The 26,775-nt window shown below is 42.1% G+C and carries 19 protein-coding genes and 1 tRNA gene; 16 read left to right on the top strand and 4 right to left on the bottom strand.

Going from position 1 to position 26,775, the window contains the following annotated elements; translation table 11 throughout:
- The first annotated feature begins 222 nt into the window (after nt 1–222).
- From KI659_RS11010 to KI659_RS11020, 3 genes are all read left to right on the top strand, one after another.
- A complete protein-coding gene (locus KI659_RS11010) occupies nt 223–1,536 on the top strand; it encodes a M16 family metallopeptidase (protein WP_213945399.1) in 1,314 nt (437 codons plus the stop codon).
- A gap of 4 nt (nt 1,537–1,540) precedes the next feature.
- A complete protein-coding gene (locus KI659_RS11015) occupies nt 1,541–2,941 on the top strand; it encodes a M16 family metallopeptidase (RefSeq protein ID WP_213945400.1) in 1,401 nt (466 codons plus the stop codon).
- A 200-nt stretch (nt 2,942–3,141) separates the two neighbouring features.
- Nucleotides 3,142–4,293, top strand: a complete 1,152-nt coding sequence (locus KI659_RS11020; protein WP_213945401.1) for a hypothetical protein — start codon at nt 3,142–3,144, stop codon at nt 4,291–4,293.
- A 102-nt stretch (nt 4,294–4,395) separates the two neighbouring features.
- On the opposite strand, the gene KI659_RS11025 is transcribed toward KI659_RS11020, so the two are convergent.
- Complete coding sequence (locus KI659_RS11025; protein ID WP_213945402.1) at nt 4,396–6,822, bottom strand: outer membrane beta-barrel protein; 2,427 nt, start codon at nt 6,820–6,822, stop codon at nt 4,396–4,398.
- A 564-nt stretch (nt 6,823–7,386) separates the two neighbouring features.
- Between KI659_RS11025 and KI659_RS11030 the strand changes: the two genes are divergently transcribed.
- The 11 genes from KI659_RS11030 to KI659_RS11080 all read left to right on the top strand — a co-directional run bounded on the left by KI659_RS11030 (nt 7,387) and on the right by KI659_RS11080 (nt 22,553).
- Nucleotides 7,387–8,655 carry a M14 family metallopeptidase gene (locus KI659_RS11030; RefSeq protein ID WP_213945403.1) on the top strand — a complete coding sequence of 423 codons (1,269 nt, stop codon included), beginning with the start codon at nt 7,387–7,389 and terminating at the stop codon, nt 8,653–8,655.
- 62 nt (nt 8,656–8,717) lie between these two features.
- Nucleotides 8,718–10,307, top strand: coding sequence for a beta-N-acetylhexosaminidase (locus KI659_RS11035; RefSeq protein WP_246535370.1), 1,590 nt, complete (start codon nt 8,718–8,720; stop codon nt 10,305–10,307).
- A 179-nt stretch (nt 10,308–10,486) separates the two neighbouring features.
- Nucleotides 10,487–11,110, top strand: coding sequence for an RNA polymerase sigma factor (locus KI659_RS11040; RefSeq protein WP_213945404.1), 624 nt, complete (start codon nt 10,487–10,489; stop codon nt 11,108–11,110).
- Between the two features lie 90 nt (nt 11,111–11,200).
- On the top strand, nt 11,201–12,280 hold the full coding sequence (locus KI659_RS11045) for a FecR family protein (RefSeq protein ID WP_213945405.1): 1,080 nt from the start codon (nt 11,201–11,203) through the stop codon (nt 12,278–12,280).
- Nucleotides 12,281–12,465: 185 nt separating this feature from the next.
- Nucleotides 12,466–15,801, top strand: a complete 3,336-nt coding sequence (locus KI659_RS11050; protein ID WP_213945406.1) for a TonB-dependent receptor — start codon at nt 12,466–12,468, stop codon at nt 15,799–15,801.
- An 11-nt stretch (nt 15,802–15,812) separates the two neighbouring features.
- Nucleotides 15,813–17,222, top strand: coding sequence for a RagB/SusD family nutrient uptake outer membrane protein (locus tag KI659_RS11055; protein ID WP_213945407.1), 1,410 nt, complete (start codon nt 15,813–15,815; stop codon nt 17,220–17,222).
- A 10-nt stretch (nt 17,223–17,232) separates the two neighbouring features.
- Nucleotides 17,233–17,700: a DUF4843 domain-containing protein gene (locus tag KI659_RS11060; RefSeq protein ID WP_213945408.1), complete on the top strand. Its 468-nt coding sequence runs from the start codon at nt 17,233–17,235 to the stop codon at nt 17,698–17,700.
- A gap of 118 nt (nt 17,701–17,818) precedes the next feature.
- Complete coding sequence (locus tag KI659_RS11065; protein WP_213945409.1) at nt 17,819–18,853, top strand: serine hydrolase domain-containing protein; 1,035 nt, start codon at nt 17,819–17,821, stop codon at nt 18,851–18,853.
- Nucleotides 18,850–20,394 carry a glutamate racemase gene (locus KI659_RS11070; protein WP_213945410.1) on the top strand — a complete coding sequence of 515 codons (1,545 nt, stop codon included), beginning with the start codon at nt 18,850–18,852 and terminating at the stop codon, nt 20,392–20,394. Before KI659_RS11065 ends, KI659_RS11070 begins: the two co-directional genes overlap by 4 nt.
- Complete coding sequence (locus KI659_RS11075) at nt 20,391–21,941, top strand: N-acyl-D-amino-acid deacylase family protein (protein WP_213945411.1); 1,551 nt, start codon at nt 20,391–20,393, stop codon at nt 21,939–21,941. The genes KI659_RS11070 and KI659_RS11075 overlap by 4 nt, the downstream gene beginning before the upstream one ends.
- 165 nt (nt 21,942–22,106) lie before the next feature.
- On the top strand, nt 22,107–22,553 hold the full coding sequence (locus tag KI659_RS11080) for an Hsp20/alpha crystallin family protein (protein WP_246535371.1): 447 nt from the start codon (nt 22,107–22,109) through the stop codon (nt 22,551–22,553).
- 23 nt (nt 22,554–22,576) lie between these two features.
- Here the strand turns inward: KI659_RS11080 and KI659_RS11085 are convergent, their stop codons facing one another.
- From KI659_RS11085 to KI659_RS11095, 3 genes are all read right to left on the bottom strand, one after another.
- Complete coding sequence (locus KI659_RS11085; RefSeq protein ID WP_213945412.1) at nt 22,577–23,674, bottom strand: hypothetical protein; 1,098 nt, start codon at nt 23,672–23,674, stop codon at nt 22,577–22,579.
- A gap of 50 nt (nt 23,675–23,724) precedes the next feature.
- On the bottom strand, nt 23,725–23,922 hold the full coding sequence (locus tag KI659_RS11090) for a GIY-YIG nuclease family protein (RefSeq protein WP_213945413.1): 198 nt from the start codon (nt 23,920–23,922) through the stop codon (nt 23,725–23,727).
- Between the two features lie 158 nt (nt 23,923–24,080).
- Nucleotides 24,081–24,154: transfer RNA gene (locus tag KI659_RS11095), tRNA-Met, on the bottom strand.
- Between the two features lie 307 nt (nt 24,155–24,461).
- Here KI659_RS11095 and KI659_RS11100 point away from each other — a divergent pair.
- Nucleotides 24,462–24,857, top strand: a complete 396-nt coding sequence (locus KI659_RS11100) for an START-like domain-containing protein (RefSeq protein WP_213945414.1) — start codon at nt 24,462–24,464, stop codon at nt 24,855–24,857.
- Nucleotides 24,858–24,937: 80 nt separating this feature from the next.
- The gene (locus tag KI659_RS11105) at nt 24,938–26,773 is read left to right on the top strand and encodes an LptF/LptG family permease (RefSeq protein WP_213945415.1); all 1,836 of its coding nucleotides are present in this window, start codon (nt 24,938–24,940) and stop codon (nt 26,771–26,773) included.
- Nucleotides 26,774–26,775 lie beyond the last annotated feature (2 nt).

The raw sequence follows: 26,775 nt of genomic DNA on the forward strand, positions 1-26,775 counted from the left end.
TTAAAGTTTAAGATTGCCATTACCTCAATTAGCCTACACTTTTTTCAAAAGCTCTTTGCCTATAATCCCTTGTACTCGTCTGAACAGATGTTTTTAATTTCTCCTTTGTGTTCTTCTTTTTCCATTGTGCCCTTCGTGCCCCATTTTTATTCTCCCAATTCTTATTTCCAACCTAAAATTCGCTAAATTTAATCGGTAAAAAGTGTTTTTAAGAAATAACTAATGAAAAAGCTATTAAGCATTCTTTGTGTCTGCCTCAGCGTGCCTGTTTTTGGGCAAATGAAAGCTGATGATGTGCAGACCTTCACCCTGGACAATGGGATGAAGTTTTTGGTGATTGAGGATGGTTCCATCCCCAATGCCAACATGTATTTATTCTATAAGGTAGGATCCCGAAATGAACACCCGGGGATTACAGGCCTCAGTCATTTCTTTGAGCACATGATGTTCAATGGAGCGGAGAAATATGGGCCAAAGGAATTTGACAGGGTGATGGAATACAATGGTGGGGCAAACAATGCCTACACCACCCAGGATGTGACTGTGTACACCAACTGGTTTCCAAACTCAGCCTTGGAGGTGATTTTTGACCTGGAGGCCGACAGGATCGGAAGTCTTTCGATTGATTCCGCCATGGTGGAAAGCGAAAGAGGAGTGGTGCTTTCGGAAAGAAGTACCGGCTTGGAAAACTCTCCATGGCGTGTGCTTGGAGAAGCGGTGAACAGTACCGCATTTCTAGAACATTCTTACAATTGGTCCGTGATAGGCTATGAATCTGATATCAAAAACTGGAAGAAGGAAGATTTGGAGGAGTATTTCAATACCTATTACGACCCCAGCAACTGTGTAATTGTAATTTCAGGCGATGTCAAATTTGACGAGGTAAAGCAGTTAGCCGAATCCTATATGGCTCCTATCCCCTCTACCCGCCAACCGAAACCCGTACACCTGGTAGAGCCTCCCCAAACCGGCGAGAGACGCATAACGGTACAAAAAGAAGTAAGCAGTCCTTATATGATTGTGGGTTATCATACCCCCAATACCCAACATGGGGATTATTATGCCTTGGATATCCTTTCCTCCATTTTATCGAGAGGCAAAACTTCCAGACTCTACAGTGCACTCGTGGACCAAAAGCAATTGGCTACAGGGGTCTTCACCAACTTCGGGGAAAGCTTTGATCCTAATTTGTTTTCGGTATACGCTGTTGCCGCCAGGGAAGTGGATGAGGCGGATCTAGAAAAAGCTATTTATGAGGAAATCGAAAAAGTGAAGGCTGAGGGCATCAAAGAGGATGAACTTCAAAAAATCAAAAACCAGAAGCTGATGGACTTTTATTCCCAGATAGAAACGATTAACGGAAAGTCCAATAATATTGGGACGTATGAGCTGTTTTTTGGAGATTATCGGAAAATGTTTGACGCTCCTGAAGAATACGAGAAGGTGACCATGGATGACATTCAGAGAGTGGCCAATGAGTACTTCAAAAAATCCAACAGAACTGTAGGTGTATTAAAAGCTAATGTTGAGGAATAATTTTATGAGAAAGTTTATAGATAGATTGATTATCCTTGTGCTGGCCTATTTTATAGTTATCCCATTCTCTATGGGTCAAACAGCAGGATTTCAGCTTCCCGAATACGAGAAATTCACTTTGAACAATGGGCTGACGGTTTATATGATGCAGCAGGCAGAGGTGCCGACCATTAGTTTTTCTGCTTTAATTCCTGCCGGAGCCATTCAGGATGGTGAAAACTCGGGAATCTCATTCCTAACGGCAGCTGCCTTGCAGTTCGGTACTGAAAATTACAGCAAATCAGAAATAGAGGAGGCCTTGGATTTCATAGGTGCAAATCTTAATTCCTCATCCACGAAAGAATATGCCCAGGTGTCAGCCCGGTTTGCCAGCAAGGATACGGAGACGGTTTTGCCGATAATCAAGGAGGTGATCACAGCCCCAAAATTTGATGCCGAAGAAGTGGAAAAGGAAAGAAAAAGGATGATTTCTAACTTGGAGCGTGACAGGGAAAGCCCTCGCTCGGTGATTAGTTCCTATTGGGAAAAGTTCCTTTTTGCCGACCATGCTTATGGCAACCCAGCCCGAGGCACTGTTTCTACGGTTGAGTCATTTACCGCTTCAGATTTAGAGTCATTTTACCAGCAACATTATGCCCCAGACAACTCAGCAATAGCTCTGGTTGGAGATTTTGATTTGGCAGAAATGAAAACCAAAATCGAAGAGATGTTTTCTTCATGGGAAAAAACAAGCGGCAACAACTCAGCAAACCTTAACGAACCTGAACTCGCCTTGGATTCCAGCCGCGTGATGCTAGTTAATAAAGGTGATGCCAGGGAGACCACTTTTCTCATAGGTGGGAAAGGCGTGAAAAGAGACAATCCTGACTATGTGGCCATTCAGGTGGTCAACACAGTTTTGGGAGGCAGGTTTACTTCTTGGCTCAATGATGAGTTGCGCGTGAATACCGGCTTGACTTATGGGGCCAATAGCCGGTTTACTCCCATGAAGTATGCTGGGACATTTGCCATTTCGACCTTCACAGCCACTGAAAATACAGAGGAAACTATCGATCGAGCCCTGCAGGTGTATGAAAGAATGCACAGCGAGGGCATCGATGAGGAAACGTTGACTTCTGCCAAAAACTATGTAAAGGGCCAATTTCCGCCAAATTATGAAACCTCCCGCCAATTGGCCGGGCTGTTGACCCAGATGTTTTGGTATGGCTTTGATGAGAATTATATCAATACTTTCCAAGCCAACGTGGAAGAACTGGATACCCAAAAAGCCCAACAGATCATTGAGCAGTATTTCCCAAAAGAGAATCTTCAGTTTCTGCTCATTGGCAAAAGTGAGGATATCAAGAGTATCGCGCAGAAATATGGTGAGGTAGTGGAAAAGGAAATAACCGAGGATGGTTTTTGAGTTTGATTAACAACAGAGAAAGAGAGTAGAGGAGTTTTTTTAAACCGCAAAGTTTTTGAAGGGGCGCGAAAGATAATAAAATCTCTATGCGATTCTTTGGGAGCTTTGCGGTTATTTTTTTCTTCAGGTATTTTAAAACTAAATGTATTTGGATACTTATTATTTAATTCTTAGTTTCAATTTTCTAAAAACTTTAAGATATGAAAAAGCTATTGTATCCACTTTTGGGTCTTGTTGTGGCCTGTTCTGGGCATTCGGAAGATTCTAAAGATAATAACCAAGAGGTTAATTTGGTATTGAAAGACTCCCTTCAGATTGATCATTTGGGAGAGTTGGTTTTGATGGATATTGATCCTGATAACGACAAAATCTTATTTTTTGATTTTAAGACTAGAGATTTTATTATTTCTGACAAGCAGGGGAATAAGCTGAATACTTTCAATAAAACCGGCGATGGACCTGATAGTTTTGGAAATTTCCCAAACACACCCGGTAAATTCAATGAAAGGGGGAATTTTCAGTTGCTCTCTTATAATGGCATATTTGAGTACGACACTGATGGAAACCTTGTGAATAAAAACACCTTTGAACAGCCGATCAGTTATATGGGAAGAAGTACGGCTGAATGGGAATTTTATCAAGTAGCGGAAGATAGCATATTATCTGTAGGGCTTCAAGCTTGGAGCGAACACCCCAGAAACACACCGGAATATTATGACAATTTTAAACTTCTCAACTGGTTGGATGTAAAATCCATGACCAACACCCATTTTATGAGTTTGGAGGAGAACAGTCTTTTCAGGAATGGCAAAGGCCATGAGCTGCCAGATATGATCCCTGCTATGCACTATGAGGATGGGAAAATCTATATGGTAGTCGGTAAGGATGCCAGGCTAAATGTCTACGAAGCCAATCCACCGTATGCATTAATAAAATCCGCCGAGTTGGACTTGGAAGGTTTCCAGCAAGACCCTGGTGTTTCTTTTGGTGAATTAGACCCAAATGCGATCAAAGTCAATATGGAGACTGGAAGAATCAATAGCTTAAAAAAATACGGAGACTATCTGCTGCTCAGTTATTTGCCAGGTTTTAATGACGTAGATGCAGAGAGATTTCGCTCTGAAACAGACCCGAACAAGCAAGTTGCATTGTATGAGGAGTTGAAATCAAAGTACCCTGCCAGACTTAACATTATGAATACGGAATTGGAAACTCTAAAAAACATGGAGATGCCTGCCAATCTGAATAATAGGCAATTCATTGTAAGAAATGACCAACTCTGGTTTATGGGTGAGCCAAATGCAGAGGAAGAGGAGGATTTTTTTAGAGTGTATAGAGTTGAGGTTGAGTGAAATTAACCGCAAAGGTCGCTAAGTTGCGCAAAGTGAGTGTTTTTTTAAAAAAAACTCCATTAGTTCTTTGTGCAACTTTGAGGACTTTGCGGTTAATAAACATCACTCCAGCCTTTGCTGTTCTTCGGAGCTGCCGGAGCGGGAGCGGACGTTGAAGTTTTCTCCACGGTTAAATTTATATCGTAGCGTGAAGCGGATAGCCTGGTTGCTATTATACTGCTGTACCGAAGTGTCAATTTGATCGAACAACACATTCACCCTGAACACTTGGGTACGGAATACGTCAGTTGCATTCACCGTTAAGCTGATTTTATCATCTTTGAATGATTTAGTCACCCCGGCATCTACCCAACCCACGCCTCTGATTTTGGCTTGGCCTTCAAGAAAAGGTGAAAGGTACAAGCCCATGATTTCCATTTTGAAACCTTTTGGCAAGGTGATGTTATGCTGGGTTCTTACCATGCCAGACCACTGTTCCATATCCAGCATTTCATCCCCCAAAGGTGATTGGAACCGGTTGTAATACACCTGAAGCATATTGCTTGTGCTCCACCATTCGGTTAGCTCAAAGGGAAGGGTGAACCTCAAACTGAAATTATCCGCTCTATCCAAGTTCTGTACCTGAAATACCGACTCTCTGGTCTCCTCGTTTTGGGACATGATCTGATTGAAAGAGTTGGTGATCCGGCCATAGGCCAAAGTAATTTGATAGGCGTTCTTGATATTGTGGCTCATTTCAAAGTTTTGCGCATATTGGGGTTGAAGATTCGGATTTCCCCTTTCGGTGGTCAAAGGATCCACATAGAACACAAAAGGATTCAGAAGACGGTAATTGGGTCTGGTAATTCTTCTATTGTAGTTGTAAACAATATTATAATTCTCACTGACATTTTGCTTCAAGAATGCACTGGGGAACAAATCGAAATACCTTTGTTCATTTACTTGGTTTAAGGTTACCGAATTGCCCGTAATGTCGGAATGCTCCCCACGCAAGCCCGCTTGGTATTCGAACTTGTCGCTGAATTTGCCTTTATAATTAACATACCCCGCCAGCACATTTTCATTATATATAAACATGTTGCTGTTGGGATCAGGTCGCAGCAGTTCACCAGTCACTCCCCGTTGGATATCAAGGTTGTTATCTGATCTTACCCAGCTACCTTTAATCCCAGTTTCTATAACATTGCCGTTTTTAAAAGGTTTTGTAAAGTCAACTTTGGCTGTATATATGGTATAGAGCATATCGTTGTCCGTCCGGATCCTGTCAGATTCTTGATTCACCCGCTCATTGAGCCAGTAGGAATTATCCAAAAAGCCCAAGCTTCCTGTTTCCATTCTCGTGATATCGATGTCGGAGGTTATTTTGGTACCCAGGGTATCGAGATTTCCTATATAATGGAGGTTGGTGAAAATCCGCTGGCTGTTGGTTTCATTGTTATTGACGGCTTCGAGGAAATTCAGGTCAGCAGTATTGGGATTGCTGATATTGGTAAGGGAAAGGCCACGGTCAGGCCCATCTGAACCTGAAGCCTGAATGCTCATCCCTACAGAATGCTTATCGTTGATTTGGTAATCAGCCCCGCCGTTGAAAAACAGGTTACGACGACGGATATTGATGTTGGCCTCTTGGTCAAAATTGGAAAGCCCACCCTCGACTTGGAATCTTCTATAAATGTCCAAATCAATGATTCTTGCCCACTCATTGTAATTCAAGCTGGCATTGGTCGTCCATTTGCCAGATCTCACATTCACGGTGGCTCCAGTGAATGGGGTATTCAAGCCGTTATACTGGTGGCCTACCTGCACACTACCATTGACACCATTCATGGTGTTCTTTTTCAACCTAATATTAATAACCCCTCCGGATCCCTCTGCATCATATCGGGAGCTTGGGCTATTGATTACCTCTATGCTCTTGATGTTATCAGCCGGCATGGAGCGGAGAAAGTTGGCCAGGTCAGCCGCACTCATGTAGGTTTGGCGGTCATCGATCAGCACTATGACGCCAGAACGTCCGTTGAGGTTAATGTTTCCATCGCTGTCTACGTACACTCCAGGAGAGCGGCCTATTACATCCAAGGCTGTGCTACCTTCGGCCATCACCGTTCCTTCCACATTTACGATTGTTTTATCAGCTTGAATAATCACCTCCGGTCTCGAGGACCTAACGGTCACCTCACCCAGATCAGCGGTTTCTTCTTGTAGGACTATTTTGCCAAAATCTCTGGATTCATCATTTTCCACTTCAAATGGATCCGAAAGGAAAGGCTGAAAACCAATTGAGGTGACCTTTAATTGAAAGGTTCCTTTTTGGGAGGTGGAAAAGTCAAACTTTCCGTTGTCTTCCGAAACGGTACCAGTTATCAATTTTTCGGACTCCACTTCGACTAAAGCCACGTTGGCAAAAGGGAGAGCTACTCCCTGAGAATCCATGACCTGACCGGAGATTTGGGTTTTTATCTTGGCTTCCCCTAGGATGGGGTTGATGAAAAACACCATGTAGAATATAAAAATAGTAGAGGCTTTCATAACAAATAAGATTAAGGTGGACACCCAAACTAATCGAAAACATGTGCCGAATGAAAAAAACCCTTATTGCATGCGACAGGGGCATCATACGAAAAAATCTCTGTACGCTTGCGAACACTATAAGTGGAAATGTCGGACACTTTTTGAATGCCATTTATCCTGCTAAAGAACCGAGCTTCATGTTTTGGTGAGGGTTATAAAAGGAGGGGAGAGTAGGAGAGGGGAAAAGTGGTAAATTAGAAATCTATGTAGAAATAAATTGGGCACAAAGTCGCACAAAGGTAAAAAGGAGGGACACAAAGTTTCTTCGCGGAGCAATTTCATAAGCTTTAAACTTTAAACCGTAAACTATAAAAAAATGGGTCACAAAGTCCCACGAAGTAAAAAGAAGGGCACAAAGTTTCTTCACGGAGCACTTTCAAATCATAAGCCTTAAACTTTAAACCATAAACAATAAAGAAATAGGTCACAAAGGTCACAAGGAGGCGCACAAAGTTAAAAAGAAGGGCACATAGCTCCTTCGCGGAAGGAAATGGAATACGTAATAAATTAATTTAAGAATATATGAAACGCTTTTTAATATTATTAGCCGCCATGGTCACTCTTGAAGGTTATTCCCAAACGGGGGTGTTGCCTGAGGTGGGAGATTCGGTGCGGACGGTGACGATTTCAAGGCCAGTGCAGAAGCAGTGGCGGGGAGAGTTTGAGTTTGAGAAAATGGGGGTAACGGTAAGCAATGATTTTCCTATGGGAAGTCTGAATGGGTTGTTTCAGGAAAATGACAGCACCCTGGTGGCCCTGATCACTGCTGAAAATACCCCAATCAATGAAAGTCCCTGGTATGCTTTTCAGATTTGGGCAGAGGAAGAAAAGGAGATTTATTTAAGGTTAACCTATCAAGCTGGTAGCAAGCACCGATATTATCCCAAAATAAGCTATGATGGGGTTTCCTGGGCCCCGTTGGACTCAGCCAACTTTATGGTGCCTGATAGCCTGAAAAACTTCAATTTCCGCAACAGGCCAGAGGCGGCCACTTTGAAACTTGCCGTCTCCCCTGATACCTTATGGGTAGCAGGACAGGAGATCCATGATTCCAAAAGGGTCCATTCATGGGCTGAGCAGATAAGTTCCAAGCCTTTTGTGAGTATGGAAAAGATTGGAGAAAGCCTTGAAAAGCGGGAAATAAATGCTTTAACTATTGGAAATCCTGACAAGGATAAAATGGTGATGGTAATTGCCCGCCAACATCCTCCCGAGGTGACAGGTCAATTGGCCATGCAGTCATTTGTCGAAACCTTGGTAGGGGATAGTGATTTGGCAGAGCAGTTTAGGGAAAAGTTTACCGTGTTGGTAGTACCCATGGTCAATCCCGATGGAGTGGACAATGGCCACTGGCGCCATAATATGCATGGGGTGGATTTAAACAGGGATTGGGCAGACTATTACCAACCGGAAACCAGAGCCGTAAGGGATTTCATGCATAAAAAGGCAGAGGAGAACAATGGGACTTTCTATTTTGGCATTGATTTCCATTCCACATGGGATGATATATATTATACAGTAGGAGAGGATTACCAGAGCGGAAATATTCCTGGTATGGTAGGGGAGTGGTTGGAAAACATTCAATCGGCTATTCCCGGGTATGAGCCCAACATTGCACCCAACAACAAAATGGAACCCACGCTGGTGTCAAGAAATTATTTTTATATGACTTTTGGAGCTGAATCACTCGTGTATGAAATAGGAGACAACACTCCAAGGGATTTCCTGGATGAGAAAAGCAAAGTTGCCGCTGAGGAAATGATGAAATTGTTGATTAATAAAGTGAAATAGAAAGGTCTTAGCATACTTTTATAAAAAAATTAATTAAGTTTAAGTAATCAATTAAAAAACTTATGAATGGATTGAAGTTTTTTCTAGTCATGTCCTGCATTTGCCTGGTGGGATTTATTGGGTTGCCTTTAGAAAGAAAGCAGGCGAAGTTAAGTGAGCACAGTATCATTCCAAAACCATTAGAGGTAGTGGATAGGGAAGGTTCATTTGCCTTTAAAGATGGAATGGGCTACCAAATTGATGGTGACACAGATGATTTGGAGTATGGCATTGAGTTTTTCACAAAATTTGTAAAAAAATCAACCGGGATAGAATTAGTCCAGAAGGATAATGCGGAAATAAACATAGCCATCGATGGATCAAAAGAGCCGGAAAGTTATTCCATCGAAATTACTCCAGCTGGGATCGTCATCAGTGCAGGAGCTGGCCAGGGAGCGTTTTATGCATTTCAGACTATAAGACAGCTCATGCCAGCAGAAGCTGAAAAGGGAAAAACAGCAGATATAGCCATTCCGGCAGGAAAAATCACCGACAAACCTGAGTATGGCTACAGGGGGGTGATGCTGGATGTATCTAGGCACTTTTTCCTTGTGGAAGATGTCAAAAGCCTAATCGATCAAGTTGCCAAATACAAGGTCAATAAATTGCATTTGCACCTTTCCGATGACCAGGGCTGGAGAATTGAAATCAAATCATGGCCAAACCTAACCAATATCGGTGGAAGTACCCAAGTGGGAGGGGGCAAAGGGGGATTTTATACCCAAGAAGATTATAAAGACATCATAGCCTATGCAGCCTCCAGATATATTACCGTAATCCCTGAAATAGATATGCCGGGTCATACTAATGCGGTTCTGGCTTCATATGGCCAGTTTAATCCAGGGATAGAACTTCCTGAAGAAAACAGGCTCGCTGTTGACAGGAAAGTTCTGGGAGTAGATGGAGAGGATGAAAGTGCCACCGATTTGTACACGGGCATTAAAGTTGGTTTCAGTACCTTAGACACTAAAAAGGAGATCACTTACCAATTTATCGAGGATGTGATCCGTGAAATCGCCGAAATTACCCCTGGCCCATATTTCCATATTGGGGGAGACGAATCGTTGGTGACGGAACTCGAAGATTATAAACCCTTTATCGAAAGAGCCCAAGCCATAGTGACCAAATATGGCAAGACAAGTATAGGTTGGGATGAAATAGCCCACGCCAAATTGGAAGAAAACTCTATAGCACAGTTTTGGGCTAAGGAAAAAAACATTAAGCTGGCGGCTGATCAGGGAAACAAGGTCATCATGTCCCCATCCAAGCATATTTATTTGGACATGAAGTATGATTCCACCACCCGAATCGGCCACACTTGGGCAGGCCTCATCGAGATAGACCAGGCCTACAATTGGGAACCTACCGAACTGGTAGAGGGAGTAGGCAAAGAGCTAATATTAGGAGTGGAAGCGCCCCTTTGGACGGAAAGTGTGGAAAACCGCCAAGATATTGAGTTCATGGTATTCCCTCGCATTACCGCCCTTGCTGAAATAGGTTGGACGCCCCAGGGGCACAGAAGCTTTGAAGATTACAAGCAAAGGCTAAAGAAGCACACCGCTAGATGGGATAAGATGGGTATGAATTATTATAGGTCGCCTAAGCTCGATTAGAAATGCATAAACAAAAAGGGGGTGTCCATATTGGGCGCCCCCTTTTTGTTTATCAAATCCGACCGTTTATCAATTTTCTAGCTTTGACATTTGGCCTTAACTTTTAAAGGACTAAATTTAAAGGTTTAACATCAAGATAACTTACTGATAAAGAATATAGCTGGTAGCTAAAGTAATTTATGATTCAATCAACGCTGGACAAGGGTATGTGGGAAGAGCTTCGCAAAGGGAAGCAGAGGGCGTTGAAAGACATCTATGAAAAATACTTTGAAGATCTTTACCATTATGGATGCTGTATGTGCCATGATTCCAGCCTAGTGGAAGATGGGATTCAAGATGTGTTCATTGACTTATTCCATTACAGGAGTAAAATTTCTTCCCCTTCTAACCCCAAAGCTTATCTAATTTCGTGTCTACGCAGAAAATTACTTTCAAACCTTAAGAAGAGCAGGCTTTTTAGTCTGAAGCCGGATGCTACCGATTTTTTGATTGAGGAAAGTTTGGAGAAGAACCTAATTTCCCAAGAAACCGATCAGCGGATCTTACTGAAGCTAAAAATGGCTTTGAAAAAGCTTACCCCGAGACAAAAGGAAATCATTTTTTTGAAGTTTGTCAAAGACATGGATTATGAAGCCATTTCCGAAATTCTGGACATGTCCCCGGCTTCTTGTAGAACCCTGATGTATAGAACTGCAAAATGCCTAAAGGAAGAATTGAACGACCTTCAAATTCTTCAAAATCCCTCATTACAAAAAAGTACATTTACCCAAGTTCTACGTACTTTCCTTCCGGTTTTATTCTAAGGAAAAAAATTTTTTTGAAATTAATCTTATAATCTTGTCTATACCTCCAGCTATTGCATCTCTTTATAAACAAGAGTAAAACAATAGAGGATGCGGGAAAAGATTCCAAATGATGGTTCTGGGAATGCCGAAAGGTTTTTAAAGAAATTCCAAAGAGAATTTAAGGTAATATTTAGTCAGAAGAAAATTTCAACTGAGCGGAAGGATCGTCTTTGGCAGAATATTGACCAAGAAATAAATCAACCGTTTATTTCTAAGAGCAACTACCTACCACTGGGTTTAGCAGCTTCACTCAGTTTCCTCCTTGTCTTTTTTACATATCAGTTTCTAATTAGCCAATCTGATCAGATGGAGGCTCTGGCAGCAAGGGCTGATATGAGTTCTGTGACTGAAACCCAATTGATTTTGTCGGAAGATGAAACTTTACTTTTAGAAAATGATGATTCCGATATCGATTATTCAAAGAAAGGAGAAATCAATATTGATCGGAAAGCAAAAGCGGCTGCCTCCAGTGAGTACAATACATTAATTGTGCCCTATGGCAAGAAAAGCCGCCTTACTTTGGAAGACGGCACCAAAGTTTGGGTTAACTCAGGCTCCAAACTTATATATCCTGTTTCCTTCAATGATAAAGAAAGAAAGCTGTTTGTGGAAGGGGAGGCGTTTTTTGAAGTAGCCAAGGACGAAAAAAGACCTTTTACGGTGCAAAGCAAAAATATGGATTTGCGTGTGTTGGGTACTGCTTTCAATATTTCCTCTTATCCAGATGAGTCTACAGTTTCTGCAGTTTTGGTCAGTGGCAGTGTAGAAATCCATACAGACAAAAAGGCCATTTTCAAAGGAAAAGGACATATGCTTAAACCTAACGACAGGGCGGTTTTTGGTCCTGCTACCGGAGAAGTAAAGATTAAGCCGGTAGACACAGAATACTATGTAGCTTGGAAAGACGGCTATATCAAATTACGAAATACCAATCTTAAAACCATCAGCAAAAGATTGGAGAAATTTTACAATGTCAAAATAGAACTTGTAGACCCTTCCATTAACGAAGAAACCTTCACAGGGAAACTCGATTTAAAGCAAGATTTAGAGGAGGTTCTAGATATCCTTACTGCCACAACATCATTAAAATATTCAAAAAATGAAAGGAGGTACTTATTGATGAAATGATCATTTCCTTTAAAAAAAAAAGCATACGGAATGTGCGCCAACACATCCCGTATACCGCCTGAGTGGTACTACCAATACCCCTTGAGGCACATTAACTTATGTAAACCAAAAGTCAATACAAAAGTATGAAAAAAATCTATTCTAAACCCTACCCGATTGGGGTGGGGGCTAAAGTCTTTTTATGTATGAAACTGACTTTCATTTTCCTTTTCGTAGGCATTTTTGGAGTAGCCGCCGAAAGCTATTCCCAAAACAACCGTGTTAGCCTACAACTTAAAGACGGTTCCCTATTTGATTTGTTCGGTAAAATAGAGGAAAACAGTGACTTTTTGGTCCTGTACAAGGATGAGGTAATCCGTAAAAACCAAGGTAAGAAAATCAACGTATCTGCCGAAGACCGAGAAATTGAATCTATTCTCCAGGATGTGTTGAAGGAAACTTCTCTAGGCTACAAAATTTCAGGCCGCCAAATAGCTATTTTGGAAAAGGAGGAAACTTCAGTCTCCCCAGCTAAACAACCCAAAAGCCAAACAATTAAGCAAAACCAGACCATTAGCGGGGTAATCACAGATGAAAATGGAGAACCATTACCTGGGGTTTCCATTATGGTGAGAAGGACTACAACGGGTACCACTACAGATATGGACGGGGAGTTTTCCCTAGACGTGCCAGAAGATGCCACGCTTGTAATCAGATTTATGGGTTATAGAACTGAAGAAGTAAGGGTGGGCAACCAAACTGAGTTCAATATTTCCATGACTCCCGATGTCTCTGACCTTTCGGAAGTGGTAATCACCGGTTATGGAGTGCAGGAAAAAAGAGCTATTACCGGTTCCATGGTTCAAGTGAGCGGAGCAGAGATTGAAAACATGCCCGTGCAGTCATTTGACAAAGCGCTGCAAGGTAGAGCTGCTGGGGTCTTGGTACAGTCCTCATCTGGTGTACCAGGTGGTCAAGTGAATATCAATATCCGTGGCCAGGGTTCAATCACTGCTGGAAACCAGCCTTTGTACATTGTAGATGGTGTTCAAATCAATGCTGAAAGCGTAAACACTAACCGAACGGAAAACAATCCTTTATCATTTCTAAATCCCAATGACATTGAGTCAATGGAGATCTTAAAGGATGCAGCAGCAGCTTCTATTTATGGGGCCCAGGCAGCAAATGGTGTGGTGCTGATTACAACCAAAAAAGGTACAGCAGGCAAAACCAGGTTCACCCTTAACTACTACAAAGGTGTAACTGAGCCCATGCCAAAGGTAGATATGATGAACTCTCAGCAATATCTGAACTCTAGGATGGAGGCTATTGGAAATAGATTCCCCGACAGATCCCCAGAAACCGTTCGAAGAGGGGTACTTACTGAATCTCGACTTTCTCCTGATCTTACAGATGCCCAGATTGCTGGCTTGCCTACATATGATTGGCAGGACATCGGCTTTAAAACCGGGATTGTAGATAACATTGAATTGTCAGCCTCCGGAGGAAATGACAAGACAAATTTCATCATGTCTGGATCCTATAACAATCATGAAGGAAATGTTGTAGGGATTGATTTTGAAAGAGCGACGGCTCGTATGGGTATCACACATAGGGCTAATGATCGGCTTACCTTAGACATGAATATGAATTTGAGTTCAATTGTGCAAAATGGTAACGATGGTGTAGGTACCACAGGTTTGTTTGCCGCGCCTCAATTTGCCTCTCCGATGATTATTCCAACTGAGCCTTTTTATTTGGAAGACGGTTCGTGGAATGCACCTCTAGGTGGACTTCCAGGTACTTTAAGATACAATCCTGTTCAGACGGCTTTATATAATACGGCTAGATCAGAAAGTAAATCTGCTATCGGTAATTTCAGCCTGAGCTACGATATCTTGGATAACTTGACCTTCAAGTCATTCTACGGTATTGACTTTAGATTGGTGTCTTCAGAGTTTTATATCGATCCTAGAACTGAAGGCGGTTACGGAAGACAAGGATTTCTGCAAATCGAAAACATGCAGAATACAAATTTTATCACCAACCAGACTTTAAACTATAATACCTCATTTGATGGCGGACATTCCTTGACAGTCCTTTTGGGTGCTGAATACAGAAGTGACATCAGAGAAAGAGAAGGAGCAACTGCCGAGGGGTTCCCAACTCATCAGTTTAGAAAAATGTCATCTGCGTCTACTCCTTTGACCGCATTTGGTACTTGGACAGGTTTCAGAAGATTTGGTGTGTTTACACAGGCGAACTATGATTATCAGAAGAAATTCTTCTTGAGTGGTACAATGAGATACGATGGGTCTTCAAGGTTTGGTACCAACAACAAATTTGGTTTCTTCCCTGCAGTATCGGCAGGATGGGACATGTCCCAAGAAGGGTTTTTGCAGGATAACACTTGGCTAGATCAATTGAAAGTAAGGGCTGGTTATGGTGAAACCGGTAATGATCAAGTAGGAAACTTTGCAGCTAGAGGCCTGTATGGTGGTGCTGGTAACTATGGTGGCAACCCTGGTATCCAACCAAGTGGAGTTGCCAATGTCGATCTTGGCTGGGAACGAAATGTTTCATCCAACATTGGTATTGACTACTCATTTTTTGAAAGAAGGCTGTATGGTGCAGTAGATTTGTTCCACAGAACAAGTTCCAACCTTCTCTTAGACCAACCCCTTCCGTGGATTGGAGGATATGGAAATATCAGCTCCAACATTGGCGAGGTGGTCAACAGAGGTATTGAAATCGAAGTTGCCTCGGACATTGTGAGACGCCAAAATTTCCTATGGAAATCTGCCTTCAACATCACCTTCTTGGACAACAAAGTGACCCAGTTAGTGGATGATCAGCAGGTTCTTCCCGGCAACCAGTCTATACGTGTGGGCCATCCTTTGAGGACAAATTTTGAAGCTCAATATGCAGGTGTCAATTCAGCGACCGGTCGTCCGATGTGGTACGACGCAGAGGGTAACATCACGTATAACCCACTCAACCCTGGCGATTATGCGGTATTTGGCAATGAGCTATCGGATTATTTTGGAGGATGGAGTAATAACTTCACCTACAAAGGATTCAATCTTGACATATTCTTTACCTATGACATGGGAAGAGAATTCTATAATCAGGCTAATGTAGGTTGGTATAGAAACGGATTTAACATCCGAAATTCCCTGACAAGGGTATATGAAGAAAGATGGCAGGAACCTGGCCAGATCACTCCTCACCCAAGACCCATGGAAGGTGGTGCTGAAGTAAACGGGGATAGCTATATCAGAAGATCGAGCAGATTCTTGGAAGATGCTTCTTTTATCAGATTAAAGCAAGTGACCTTGGGTTACGATATCAGCCCGCAGTTTCTTAGCCGATTTGGGTTGACCAATGCGCGCGTATATGCCCAAGCTATGAACCTCTTGACGTGGACCGAATGGACAGGATATGATCCTGAGTTTTATTCTGACGGCAGCACATTTACCAACAATCAAGGTGTAGTGCCTCAAACCCGTAGTTATACTTTTGGTGTACAGTTAGGATTTTAAAATAAGAAAGGATGAGAAAAATAATTTATATAGTTAGTTCAGCATTGCTTCTTTTTTCAACCTCCTGTGAGGAGATAATAGAAGTTAATCCAAAGCAATCCATTGATGCCACAGAGGCTTTGACCAGCCCTGAGGCGATAGAGGCAGCAACTAATTCAGTTTATTCAAGACTGAGGTTAGTTAGTCAATACGGAAGGGATATGGTTGCAATTCCAGAGGTTTTGTCAGACAATTCCATTCCAGCCGGTACAGGTATACGTCTTGTAGGTCAGGCCAACAACCAGGCAGGTGCGCATTTGTCCAATTGGCAATCGGCATATTATGCGATTAATGAAGCCAACCTGATTTTACGGGCATTGAATGAAGTAGACGTAAATGTGGAGTTCAGAAATCGAATAGAAGGTCAAATGAGGTTTTTGATTGGCCTTTATTATCATGATTTGATGAGAGCATATGCCTATGACCCAACAGCAATTATCGAAGCCTCCAATAGAGGAGGAGTGCCCTTGATGACACAAGGTGTAAGGGGAACTGATGAGATAGAGTTAGCTGCAAGAGCATCCATAGAAGAGGTTTACAGTTATATTTACACCAATCTGGAGTCTGCTCAGACTTTACTTCAAGAAACTTCGAATGCACGAGCGCCACATTATGCGACAGTGGGAGCTGCTTCGGCCTTGTTTACCCGAGTTGCCTTGTATAATGGCGATTATGAAAGAGTGATCCAGGAAGCTGAAAATGCCCTATCATCTGGGGTAGGTACATTCCAGTCCAATGAAAACTATATCAGTGCCTGGAGGCAGGAGGTTCATCCAGAGTCCATGTTTGAAGTTGTATTTATGACCAATGAGAATATTGGACAAAATGAGTCATTGAGAGCAACATTCACTACCAGATTCAATGAGACTACCAATACGGCTACATCACAAGGTTTGGCCGTACTCAGTGATGACCTGCTGGCTCAGTATGATGAAGGAGATGTTAGAAGAGAGCTTGTTTGGATGGGCTTGGGTGACAACAGCGACAAGTATGAAATCACCAAGTTTTTCAGCAGGGGCGGCATCAACAACCTGGATAATGTTCCCGTGATCAGAGTTTCAGAAGTTTACCTAAATAGGGCTGAGGCATATGCCATGTTGGGAATGTCAGCTGAAGCAAATGCGGATCTCAATGTAATTCGTGAGCGTGCGGGTTTGGATGAAGTTGAATTAGTTGGAGACGAGCTTTTGGAGGAAATTTTAAGACAAAGAAGGGTAGAGCTCGCATTTGAAGGCCACCGCTCTTTTGATTTAAAACGACTGGGAAGAGATATAGTAAAAGAGTCTGGTGTCATACCATTTGACGATTTCAGAACCTTGGCCAGAATACCTATCCGTGAGGTTGATATCAATCCTAATTTAGAACAGAATCCAGGTTATTAATCCAAAAACTATGATGAAGAAATATATATATCTGATGTTGATGGGCATAATGGCTCTTACAACATCATGTTTTGAAAATTATGAAGAGCGCTATTTGTTTACCGATCAAAGAATTGAGTTTCAGGAAGCAGTAGTTAGAAACAATGCCCCGGGAAGGGATTATCCCTTACTTCCTACCCAGGCCTTAGGTGAGGCAGGCTACCAGGTAAATATGTTTGGTGAGCAGCTGCCTCAACCGGTAAACCTTGAGTTTCGGGTGGATGCTGAAGCTTCCAATGCTATAGAAGGCGTTCATTACACTTTACCAAATGACAACTTCTTTGAAATTGAGGCTAACAGCAGTTTTGGGGAGGTTTTGGTAGAGAGACTTGAGTTTGATGAAGAGGAAGATCAGATTGTCCTCGTACTGGAATTGGTAGGTAACGAGCAGGTTGAAGCCAGTTACAACCATAAGAGAATAGGTGTTGTATTGAATTAAGATTCAATTGACAATTCAGCCCCTGGCTGTTTTTAATGGTCAGGGGTATTTTTATGCATGAATTCTTCCTTAAGGAACGTTGCTGAAACCCTCTAAAACCTAACCACCAATAATTGAAATGAAACAAATATTAGCTTTGACTTATTGCTTCTTAATTTCTGCGCTCTCTATGGGGCAATCCCAATTGCCAGAAAAGGAATTCTATACAGAAAAGAAGCAAAACGCTATTCAAAAGCGAGCCAATCAAATGGAAAGGCTTAACAGTCTTTTGATCCTAAAAAATGATAGCCTGGTTTTTGAAAACTATTACAATGAATTTGAAAAAACCGGATTCAGTAATGTAAAATCCGGTTCAAAAAGCATATTAAATCTACTGATTGGATTAGCTATTGAGAATGGCTATATAAAATCCATAGACCAGCCAATCAAGGATTTTCTCCCCCACCTTTTCCACGATGATCTTGACTCAAGGAAGGAAGAAATTACCATACGGCATCTCATGTTGATGCAAAGTGGTTTGGAACCAACGAGTTTGAGCAATTATGCACCATGGGTGGCAAGTGATGATTGGCTTCAGTTTGCTTTAGACCAAGAGTTGGAGGCGGATCCTGGAACTCTTTATGGCTATAGCACGGGTGATACGCATTTGCTGTCGGCGGCCTTGTCCCATGCTGTTGGGGTACCTTCTGATGAATTTGCCTTAAAGTATCTTTATGAACCTATGGGAATAACTCCAGGAAAATGGTCAAAGGACCCCCAGGGCTATAATGAAGGCGGAAATAACATTCATCTGCGGCCTAGAGATTTTGCCAAGATCGGGGTACTGGTCAAAAACAAGGGAGTTTTTAATGGGAAGCAGATTATTTCAGAGGAATGGATAGAAGAAAGTATTTCTTTCCAAACTGAACCACAAGGAATCTCACGGCCTTTCGAAATATTGGGATATGGTTATCTTTGGTGGTTGATTGAAGCGGCTGGTTACCCGACTTATTGCGCCATAGGATTTGGAGGCCAATACATGATGACTATTCCAGATCTGGATATGATCATTGTGCTGACCTCCCGGCCAAAAGGAAGCGCGCCTTCCTCGCATTTTGCGTCCATTGCCGATTTAATTGAAAACTATATCATAAAATACAGTCAACCCACATGATAAGTACAAAACAGATTAATACCCTCTTATTAGGAATAGCCGCGGGTCTGTCCCTTCAAAGCTGTCAGCAGCAGGAGGCAGGTCATGCTCAGGCAGAGTTATTGCCCATAGAAAGAGCGATCATTGAAGATCAGGACAGCTTCTTTCATGTTGACTTTGAGAATTACCCGCATAAGGACAGAAAGTTGCCCATTGGAGTATTCGACTCCGGTACTGGTGGTCTTACCATTTTGAACTCACTGCTGGATTTTGATGAACATGATAACATGAGTCGTAAATCCGGTTCGGATCAGGTACCGGATTTTTCCAGTGAGAAGTTCATTTATCTGGCCGATCAAGCCAATATGCCTTATGGTAATTATTATGCTGAAAACAAGTCGGATCTGCTGATTGAGCACATTATCAAAGATGCCCAATTTTTACTTTCAGATAAGTATTACCCATCCCAGAACGCCTCAGAATACAGAAGGGATAAGCAGCCTGTAAAGGCTATGGTAATTGCCTGCAATACAGCAACGGCTTACGGAAAGGAAAACATTGAGGCCTTTATCGATAAATCCGGGGTTCCCTTAAAAGTAATCGGCGTGATTGATGCCGGAGCCAAGGGCGCCTTGAGCCATTTTGAGCAAGATGAAGATGGGGCTATTGCCGTATTTGCCACAGTAGGCACCATTGCCTCCAAAGGATATGAAAACACTATTTTGAAAAAAATGGAGGAAATGGGTTTTACTGGTGACATCCAAGTTTATAATCAGGGAGGCCATGGAATTGCCGAGGCAGTAGACGAGGAGCCTGATTACATCAACCGTGACCTGGAAAGCCCTCGAGAGGATTACAGAGGTCCATCCTTAGATCATGAGGATTTCAAAATTGACCAGACGCTTATGGACGTCTACAACTTTGATTTTGACCATAATAAGATGTTATGTGATGCCCAAAGCGGTGGGGACTGTGAAGTTCTTCAAATCAACAGTTCTGATAATTATGTCCGGTATCACCTAGTTTCCATGATGGAAAAAATCAGAAAGGCAGAAAACCCCAAACCACTTAAAGTAGTGATGTTGGGCTGTACGCACTATCCCTATTTGACCCAGGAAATCGAGGAAGTGCTTGAAGAATTGCGAAATTATCAGCAAAACGGAGAGTATGTTTATAGAGATCACATGGCCGATAATATTGCCATAGTTGATCCGGCTATCAATGTCGCTGAGGAATTATATGCATTTCTGAACGAGCAGGACCTTTTCAATTTGGATGGGGACATGCAAGAAAGCGAGTTTTACATCAGTGTGCCCAATACAGACAATCCAAACGTCAAAGTGGATGATAAAGGAAGATTCCCGTATGACTTCAAATATGGAAGGACAGCCGGGGAGGTTCAGGAATATGTGAAAAGAGTACCATTTAGTAATTCCAACATACCAAGCGAAACATTGGGAAGGCTGGAAAAATCAGTGCCCACAACCTATCAAATAATCACTGAGTTCAATAAAAATAGCGATAAAACTTCCGAGTTGGCTAAAGAGGAAAGGATCCAATGAGAAAGATTTTAAAGACATTTATGGCAGTTTCTGCCCTTGTTATCTCAGGAGAGGTGATAGGACAGGATCTAGATATATTAATAAAAGGTGCCAAAGTCTATGATGGCACCAATAGCCCTGGGAAAGTTAAAGATGTGGGGGTCAGGGACGGTCAGATCGTATTTGTTGGAAAGGCAAAAGCTGGTTTTGCCGCTTCAAGAGAGATAGAAGCCGAAGGGATGATTTTGGCTCCTGGCTTTATTGATCCCCATACCCATGTGGAAGGGGACCTCAGCCACCCGGATCGCAGGAGCAATTTGGCCTACCTCATGCAGGGAGTCACTACGGTGATAGGAGGCAACGATGGCAGTGGACCATTTCCAATCGGAGAAAAGCTAGACGAATGGGAAAAAAACGGTATAGGGACCAATGCGGGCCTCTTTGTAGGACACGGCACCGTCCGACGGTTGGTATTGGGCAATAAGGATGTGGCTCCAGATGAAAATCAATTGGAGGAAATGAAATCTCTGGTAGCAAAGGGTATGGAGGAAGGAGCCTTGGGACTTTCCACGGGTCTTTTTTACAGTCCGGGTAGCTTCGCAGAAAAAAGTGAAGTGGTGGCACTTGCAAAAGTAGCCCACCAACATGGGGGAATCTATGATACCCATATGCGTGATGAAAGCAGCTATTCTATTGGTCTCCTAAGCTCTGTTGAGGAGACCTTGGAAATAGGACGAGAATCCGGGATTCCCATCCACTTTTCCCATCTCAAAGCTCTTGGAGCCGATGTATGGGGAATGAGTGATGAAGTAATCAGAAAGATCGAAGAGGCCCAGGACGCTGGCATGGAGGTGACTGCTAATCAATATCCCTATGAAGCCAGCAGAACCAGCCTGATTGCGGCGGTGGTCCCACGATGGGCCGAAGACGGGGGATATGAGGCCCTGTTAGAAAGGCTCCAGGACCCCAATCTACTCGATACTCTTTCGGAAGGAATGACGGAAAACATCAGAAGAAGGGGAGGTCCCTCCTCTCTTATTTTAAGTGATTCAAAAATGCCTGAAATAGACGGCAAATCCTTGGAGAAAATGGCTGCAGAGTGGCAAATGGAACCTTGGGAAGCAGTCTTCAAAATCCTAAAAGAATCATCTGCGGTTCGTGTTGTTTCATTTAACATGCAAGAGGAAGATATTGTAAACTTTATGAGGCAGCCTTGGATGATGACGGGGTCAGATGGTGTGGTGGCACATCCGCGCAAGTATGGCTCCTTTACCAAAAAACTTGTGGAATACACCTTGGAAAAAAATGTTATCCCATTGGAGTTTGCTATTCACAGCTCGTCCGGTTTGACGGCAGAGACCTTGGGAATAAAAGATAGGGGATTTGTCAAGGAAGGCTATTATGCCGATTTGATACTTTTCAGGTTAGATGAACTGGAAAACAATGCGGATTACGACAACCCAAGTGCCTTGTCAGGCGGAATGCAATACGTTATGGTTAATGGAAAATTGGCCATTGATGAAGGGGAATACACGGGTGAACTAGCCGGGAAGGCCATAAAAAAATAATTTAAATGCGGGTTCTCTACCCGCTTTTTTTATGTCCTATTTGTTAAAAGAGCTTAATAACTCCTTGTTAATAGTTTCTATCCAAAAAACTTAAAAACTGACATATATCATTTTTAATATCAGTAGGTTAGGGTTAAATTTACGAAAGAATTAAAGCCTACAACCATGACCACATTAAGCAAAAAAAATGGAGGATTTTGGCCCAAGATGGTCCAGGATTTCTTCGGTTCCGAGAACCCATTTACCTGGGAAGACAAGTTTTGGAATATCGATCAAAACATCGAAGTGCCTTCCACCAATGTGTTGGAAGATGAGCAGAACTTCAAGCTTGAAATCGCTGCGCCCGGATTTGAAAAGGGAGATTTCAAGATTGACATTGATGAAGGTGTACTGACGATCAGTGCGGAAAAAGAGCATTCCTCGGATGAGACTAATGATAAGTACAGAAAGAAAGAGTTTTCTTACTCCAGCATCAGCAGGTCATTCAGACTGCCTGAAACTGTAGAGCAGGAGAGAATTGATGCCAAATACGACAACGGGATTCTGAAGGTAAATCTGCCTAAAAAAGAACCTTCAGCACCTAAGAACACCAAAAGAATTGAAATTAGTTAGGTTATAATGACTGGGCGGCCGAGTTAGGTCGCCTTTTTTGCTTTCAGGACTCTATACAACTCAATAAGCTGCTCCTCAATTTCTTCCCTTTCCCGTTGATTTTTGTCCAATTGCTTCTTGAGGTTTTTGATTTGAAAGGTGGGTTTAATGGTCAGAATCCTGTAGAAAAAATTGGCAAATATGAGCCCCTGCCTCGCTTTCATAAGAATACCCCGCAATTTATAACCTCTTGCAATCTGGGTCAAGCGGGCAATTTTAATCAGCCGTATAGATCTTACAAATGCAATGAAGGGAAGCAAGATTATCACAACATCTATCCAGTTGCGCTTCACGTAATCAAGGCGCTCGTTAGACACTGAAAACATGAGGATAAATTCAAAAGCGAAAGCCATCCATATAAATGCCTGCACCATGTCTAAAAGAAATGTTAGATCGGTTTCCAAAAATGTGGATACCTCATCATAAAATTTCCACTCCACAATCAGCACAGGCAGAATAAGAAGAGCGATAAATATCATGGGCAGTGAGAATTTCCTTTTAAGTAGTTTGAGCAAACCCTCGTTGCTTTGGCTCCAACCGAAAAAGGGGACCCATACCAGTTCGATGTTTTGGATGTGCCTTGATACCATCCTTAAAGGCGGAAACGCCAGTGCAAAAATCCTGAAAATAAACTCCCCAGTTGCGATTTTCTGGTTATGTTTTCTAGCCAAAAATAATATCAACCCAAAGTCCAATAAATAAACAAACCAGATAGACCAGTATATAGCAGCAGTTTTAGCTTGAAAAACAGCTATGAAAAGATTTTCTTCATCATGCGAAATGGAGTTTAGAATGGCTGCTGAAATCATCAGCATCAATACACTGATATAGAAAAAATAAGGGGTTGCTTTTGTGTCATACCTCGAAAGGGGATTGTCCACAGGGCTTTCCATGTTTTTAAAAATCCGTAAATCCCGGCTAGTATGGCTTTCCAACAATATGGGGTATTCTTGAGAAAAGTTGCCTAAAGGGTCTAGTGCTTTCTCCCTATTAACCAAAGCCTCGAGTTGCTTGAGCAAATAGGGATTATCGCAATTTTGGATTTTCTCAATCAATTTACCTTTACTACCATTCTCCATCATATCTGCAAATATAAATATGTTGGTCTAAAAGTAATGGGAGAAGAGCTGGGTTAAGTTTTTTCACGACTCATGGCTTCCTTAATAAGCTGAAAAAACTCTACATGTATACAGTACCAGGGTCTGAATTTTTTAGTAAACCCTTTGGTGGATTTTTCATTGTGAAAGTGAAACCTCGTAATAAAATCCGATGAAAAGCCGGTGTAAAGCTTTTTTGAGGTAAAAGAGTAAAGCACGTAAACGGTATACATATTTGAAAAATTTAAGTTCAAAAAAGAAAGGGCTTTCTAGAAAGAAAGCCTTAGTAGCGAGGAGCAAAATCGAACTGCCGTCCGCCGCGGCGGATATAAATCCTGCGCTAAAAAGGCAAAATTTAAACAAAAAAGGCCTTCTGTTAAGAAAGCCTTAGTAGCGAGGAGCAGAATCGAACTGCCGACCTCAGGGTTATGAATCCTGCGCTCTAACCATCTGAGCTACCTCGCCATTAATTTTTATTTCAATATTAAACAATTCGATACGTGAATCGAACTGCCGTCCGCCGCAGCGGATATGAATCCTGCGCTCTAACTATCTGAGCTACCTAGACATTAAGTGAAATTTTTACTTAAAAGTAAATAAATTAATTATTTTTTAAGTAAATTATGTTTCTATCATTTAGAAACCTATTTTTAGACCGCCTGAGAGTTTGTTTGCTCTCAATTGGGACTGCAAATATGGAGGCTTTCCAATATAAATGCAAGTGCTAGTGCATAAAAATATGAGATTTTTATTCAATGATTAATGTTGTGATATGGTAAAGTATAAGTTTGTTTCTGACTATCAGGTGAATACTTCCAAAAAGGTTATTTTCCCTTATTTAAGCTCTGCTAGCGGACTTAATCAATGGTTTGCTGACAATGTCACCATCAACGAGGACAAGAGTTATATATTCACATATGATGGTGAAGAACACTACGCCAAAATGGTAGGCCTGAGATCTAATCACAGCGTGAAATTTGAATTTTTTGATCCTGCAATGCCCGATGAGGACGACAAAAGTTACCTGGAATTCCGATTGGATGAAAATGAATTGACCCAGACGCTATTTTTAAGGGTGGTGGACTATAGTAACGGTTATGACGAAGAGGAACAGGAATCCATTTGGGACAGCCTTATCCATAACCTGAAGGAGATAATAGGAGGATAATTTAACATCAATTATCTTTTTTGCCATAATATTGTGACCTTTGCAGCGTCATAATCAGGAAAGGAGCGCTCAAGCACTTCATGAAAAAACTAGATAAATTAATACTTGGGTCTTTCATCGGCCCTTTTCTCCTTACATTTATAGTAGTAGACTTTATCCTACTTACTGTGAATATGCTCAAATATTTTGATGAGATATTCGGAAAGGGATTGAGTTTTGGTATTTATATGGAGCTGATCAGCTACTTCGTGATCAGTATTAGTCCTATGGCCTTGCCGCTGGCGGTGTTGCTTTCTGCCCTGATGACATTTGGCAACTTGGGAGAGCATTTTGAATTGACTGCTATCAAAAGTAGTGGCATCTCCCTATTGAGGGCTCTTTTGCCTATTGGGATATTTGTGGTGATCCTTACGTTTTTTGCTTACCTGTCAAACAATTACCTAGTCCCCCGGGTAAACCTCAAAACTTTCAGTTTATTGTATGATATCCGCATGAAGTCTCCTGCATTGGACATTCAGGAGGGGGTTTTCTATAATGGCATTCCTAATTACAGTATTAAGGTAAATAGAAAGCTGGATGATGTCACCCTGAAAGATATCATCATTTACGACCATTCATCGGGCCAAGGCAACACAAGTATTACCATGGCGGATTCGGGAAGAATGGAACCTTTTTTCAATGACCGCTACATGAAGCTGACCCTTTTCCATGGCAACAGTTATCAGGAGAGTGGTAGCCATAGAGGGATTAAGGAAAAACCGGTGGATTTTAGCAGGACCAGCTTTAACCAGAATGAAATGGTTTTCAGTTTGGATGCCTTTAACCTTAATCGGACTACAGATGACCAATGGTCCAATAACCGGAGTATTAAGAACATCAGGGAAATCCGGTTTGATTTAGACTCTATGGGGCGGGATCTGAATTCTTTCCATTATTACAACTACATTAATACGGAGTCCAATTATTCCTATTTCACCAAAAACAGGAAGCTTACTGCCCCGCGTGATATTTTGGCCAAAAAGGAACGTGCGGATTCCATACGAAACGAACGCTGGAAGCAAAAGCTAATCGAAGAAGCTAAACAGGTCGATAGTGTCGCTTTGGCCGAAGGTGACTCCACTTCCCTCGAAGAGGTGGACCTCAATATCCCAATTGACCATGTTGAACTCTTTTACCAAGAACAGGATTTTGAGGAATTTGAAGATGACGAGGAATACTTGGAAGGTATGCCCGACTCTTTGGCAGCCGTTGATACATTGGAGGCAATCCGGAGAGGGGAGACTGCCGCAAATCAGCCAGATACCACTACAGCGGCAACTGCAGATACGGTGGCCCCTGAAACAGAGGAAGAAGTTGCTTCAGAAATTTTAGTTCAGCAGCCCGTTTGGCTTAGTTTTTCTGAAAAGAAGATTGCTGACTTGGATTCCCTCTTTGAAAATTCGAAAACCAATGTCAGAGGAGCGTCCATTGCCTTGAATTCGGCTAGAACGATGAAGAACCAGTTCAATATTCAAAAGACTAAAATCGATAATCTGGAGCGGGAATTCAGAAGATTTGAAATTGCTTGGTACCAAAAATATACGCAGGCATTTGCTTGTATAGTCATGTTTATGATAGGAGCTCCTTTAGGAGCAATTATTAAAAAGGGCGGATTGGGAATGCCGGTACTTTTCTCCATCATTTTCTTTATCATTTTCTATATGCTGACCATTACGGGGGAAAAATGGGCCAAGGAAGGGATTGTGGATCCTTTGATAGGTACTTGGTTTGCCAACCTTTGTCTTATACCTGTGGGTTTCTTTTTCTTGAAGCAGGCAAGAAAAGATGCCAGGTTATTTGAAGCTGAACTCTATCAGAAGCTATTTAGTAAGATAAAGGGGCTCTGGGGTCGTTTTGGGCGTAAAAGATCAAAATAAGT

Source organism: Litoribacter ruber (genome assembly GCF_018449405.1).
Taxonomy (GTDB): domain Bacteria; phylum Bacteroidota; class Bacteroidia; order Cytophagales; family Cyclobacteriaceae; genus Litoribacter; species Litoribacter ruber.

Bases quoted from the DNA above. Each gene is read 5' to 3' on its own strand.
- KI659_RS11010 (WP_213945399.1), top strand. From the start codon at position 223: ATGAAAAAGCTATTAAGCATTCTTTGTGTCTGCCTCAGCGTGCCTGTT.
- KI659_RS11015 (WP_213945400.1), top strand. From the start codon at position 1,541: ATGAGAAAGTTTATAGATAGATTGATTATCCTTGTGCTGGCCTATTTT.
- KI659_RS11020 (WP_213945401.1), top strand. From the start codon at position 3,142: ATGAAAAAGCTATTGTATCCACTTTTGGGTCTTGTTGTGGCCTGTTCT.
- KI659_RS11025 (WP_213945402.1), bottom strand. From the start codon at position 6,822: ATGAAAGCCTCTACTATTTTTATATTCTACATGGTGTTTTTCATCAAC.
- KI659_RS11030 (WP_213945403.1), top strand. From the start codon at position 7,387: ATGAAACGCTTTTTAATATTATTAGCCGCCATGGTCACTCTTGAAGGT.
- KI659_RS11035 (WP_246535370.1), top strand. From the start codon at position 8,718: ATGAATGGATTGAAGTTTTTTCTAGTCATGTCCTGCATTTGCCTGGTG.
- KI659_RS11040 (WP_213945404.1), top strand. From the start codon at position 10,487: ATGATTCAATCAACGCTGGACAAGGGTATGTGGGAAGAGCTTCGCAAA.
- KI659_RS11045 (WP_213945405.1), top strand. From the start codon at position 11,201: ATGCGGGAAAAGATTCCAAATGATGGTTCTGGGAATGCCGAAAGGTTT.
- KI659_RS11050 (WP_213945406.1), top strand. From the start codon at position 12,466: ATGAAACTGACTTTCATTTTCCTTTTCGTAGGCATTTTTGGAGTAGCC.
- KI659_RS11055 (WP_213945407.1), top strand. From the start codon at position 15,813: ATGAGAAAAATAATTTATATAGTTAGTTCAGCATTGCTTCTTTTTTCA.
- KI659_RS11060 (WP_213945408.1), top strand. From the start codon at position 17,233: ATGATGAAGAAATATATATATCTGATGTTGATGGGCATAATGGCTCTT.
- KI659_RS11065 (WP_213945409.1), top strand. From the start codon at position 17,819: ATGAAACAAATATTAGCTTTGACTTATTGCTTCTTAATTTCTGCGCTC.
- KI659_RS11070 (WP_213945410.1), top strand. From the start codon at position 18,850: ATGATAAGTACAAAACAGATTAATACCCTCTTATTAGGAATAGCCGCG.
- KI659_RS11075 (WP_213945411.1), top strand. From the start codon at position 20,391: ATGAGAAAGATTTTAAAGACATTTATGGCAGTTTCTGCCCTTGTTATC.
- KI659_RS11080 (WP_246535371.1), top strand. From the start codon at position 22,107: ATGACCACATTAAGCAAAAAAAATGGAGGATTTTGGCCCAAGATGGTC.
- KI659_RS11085 (WP_213945412.1), bottom strand. From the start codon at position 23,674: ATGATGGAGAATGGTAGTAAAGGTAAATTGATTGAGAAAATCCAAAAT.
- KI659_RS11090 (WP_213945413.1), bottom strand. From the start codon at position 23,922: ATGTATACCGTTTACGTGCTTTACTCTTTTACCTCAAAAAAGCTTTAC.
- KI659_RS11100 (WP_213945414.1), top strand. From the start codon at position 24,462: ATGGTAAAGTATAAGTTTGTTTCTGACTATCAGGTGAATACTTCCAAA.
- KI659_RS11105 (WP_213945415.1), top strand. From the start codon at position 24,938: ATGAAAAAACTAGATAAATTAATACTTGGGTCTTTCATCGGCCCTTTT.